The sequence below is a fragment of the Hyphomicrobium sp. genome (genome assembly GCF_036780825.1).
Lineage (GTDB): Bacteria > Pseudomonadota > Alphaproteobacteria > Rhizobiales > Hyphomicrobiaceae > Hyphomicrobium_C.
Genome location: NZ_DAIQCD010000042.1, coordinates 22,126 through 24,288 on the forward strand (window position 1 = coordinate 22,126; position 2,163 = coordinate 24,288).

General features: G+C 64.7%; 2 protein-coding genes and 1 pseudogene. 2 read left to right on the plus strand and 1 reads right to left on the minus strand.

Annotated elements, in window-relative coordinates; all coding sequences use genetic code 11:
* Positions 1–329: 329 nt before the first annotated feature.
* Together V7P99_RS13215 and V7P99_RS13220 are read left to right on the plus strand one after the other, a co-directional pair.
* Positions 330–755, plus strand: coding sequence for a L,D-transpeptidase (locus V7P99_RS13215; RefSeq protein WP_333795296.1), 426 nt, complete (start codon positions 330–332; stop codon positions 753–755).
* Between the two features lie 105 nt (positions 756–860).
* Positions 861–1,832: a L,D-transpeptidase gene (locus V7P99_RS13220; RefSeq protein WP_333795297.1), complete on the plus strand. Its 972-nt coding sequence runs from the start codon at positions 861–863 to the stop codon at positions 1,830–1,832.
* Positions 1,833–1,886: 54 nt separating this feature from the next.
* Here the strand turns inward: V7P99_RS13220 and V7P99_RS13225 are convergent.
* Positions 1,887–2,163: pseudogene (locus tag V7P99_RS13225) on the minus strand (hypothetical protein); the annotation flags it as partial.

The following is a 2,163-nucleotide window of genomic DNA, read 5'->3' on the forward strand; positions in this document are numbered from 1 at the left end:
GCCAGTCAGGTGGCCGGCAGTAGCGCGCCAACGGGGCGCCGCCAAGCCGTTACCACGCAGACGGAAGCCGGCTGGGCTCCCTGGGACAATCCCTTTGGCGGTGTCTTCGGCCAGCAGCCGCCGAAGCGCGTCAAGAAAAAGCCGAAGACGCTGTTCGAGTTCCTCTTCAATTGATCTGGAGACGCGAGGCGTTCTCTGGCCCCTCCGGAGCCGTCTACTGACGGGATCGGCGAAGTTTTGGCGGCAACACTCTCCTAACGCAATTATGCTCTGTTGCTGAAAGGCCGCGGACGCGGTCGCGCGCGCTTCTTTTCGTCTGGAGTACCGAGATGCGCCCCGTTCTAGCTGCGATCGCGCTTGTCCTCGCGGTATCGCTCGCCTCTTTTTCGGCCTCTGCCGGCGTCCACGCCCGTATCAGCAAGAGCGGGCAGGTGATGGACGTCTACGTGCATGGGACGCACTACTATAGCTGGCCCGTTTCCACCGGCCGAGGCCGCTATGCAACTCCATCGGGAACGTTTCGTCCGCAGCGGCTCGAACAGCGCTGGTATTCGACGAAATACGGCAATGCGCCCATGCACTACGCAGTTTTTTACAGCGGCGGCTACGCGATTCACGCGACCACGGAGGTGCGCCATCTCGGGCGCCCGGCCTCCCACGGCTGCATACGCCTCGCGCCGGCGCATGCGCGCACGTTCTTCGGGCTCGTCCGGTCGCATGGCGCCGCCCGCACGCGCATCACGATTGGGCGGTAGCCATCCTTCCGGCCTGTTGATGACAAATTCACGAGATCAAATGGCGTCGTCATGCGTTCATGCTTGTGCTGCTTTCGGTGAGGCTCCGTAATGCGTTGGATGTCCATGATAGCGGGTCGCATCCTGCTTCCGATGTTCGCCGCCGCCGTTTTCACGGGCGGTGCGATAGCCCAGGAGGCCGGCCAAGAGGCCAGGGAGAGTGGCGCCGCCAAGGTCCCGACGGTGACCATCTTGAACGGGAATCCGGCGGGGGATCAGAAGCCTCGCCTGCCGGAGCTCGAGGTCTCGCCGGACACGCCGCCAGCGAGCGCGCCGGCCCGTGCGAAGCTCGCCGGGGAAGAGGCGCCGCGTGAGAGCACCCGCACCGCGCAGGAGCCGGTCTCAAGATCGGGCGCGAGTGCTGCAACCGGTGAAAAGGCGGCTGAAAAAACCGCCGAAAAGAAAACGGCTGCACCGGCGCCGCGGCCCTCGCCGACGCTCTCCGTCGATATCGATCTCGCGCGTCAGGTCATGACGGTCTCCGAGGACGGAGACCCGCTTCACACGTGGCACATCTCAACGGGCCGCTACGGCTATCACACGCCCACCGGCACCTACCGGCCGACGTGGATGTCCAAGATGTGGTACTCGCGCCAGTACGACATGTCGCCGATGCCGCACGCCATCTTCTTCCACAAGGGCGTGGCGATCCACGGCACGTATGACACCCGCTCGCTTGGACGGCCCGCCTCGCACGGCTGCGTTCGCCTTACGCCGAAGAATGCAGCGACGCTCTATAAGCTCGTCACCGAGCACGGCAAGGACCGCACGCAGATCGTCGTGCATGGCAAGCCCACGCATCGGGTTCCAGACGCGCAGGTTGCCGCCGACACGCCGCGCCGCGGAGAAAGAACGGAGCGCCTCCGTCGCGGCGCACCGGCCTATCGTTATCTTCCACCGAGCTATTACGGCCGCGCACCAGCCTATCCGCCGCGCGGGTTCTATGATGACCCGCCGCGCAGCCATCGCTATTCGGCCTCGACGCGCCGCCCGCCGCGCGGGCTCTATGGCGGCTACACCTACGGTTATGGGTTCTGAGCGAGCGATGCTGCCGCTCGCCATGACCCGGTTCCCACTTTTCCGGAAGCACTCTTAGTTGCCGGCCTTGTCGCGCTGTTTGTCCCACCAGTCCTCGGAACCGAACGACGGTCCCGAATCTGCGCTGGAGCCGTCGAACCAGCCGCTGAACATCCCGCCGTCGTCCTTCTTGGCCGCAACCGCTTTGCGCTCCGGCTCGAAATTGCCTGCGAGCAGCCGCCCGAGATCGTCCTTGATCTCAGCCGTCTTGCGGTTGGAGCAGTAGTCCGGGTCCTCGGCTGCTGCCTTCATCACTCCGTTATAGGCAACGCTGTAGATTTTCTCGACGCGC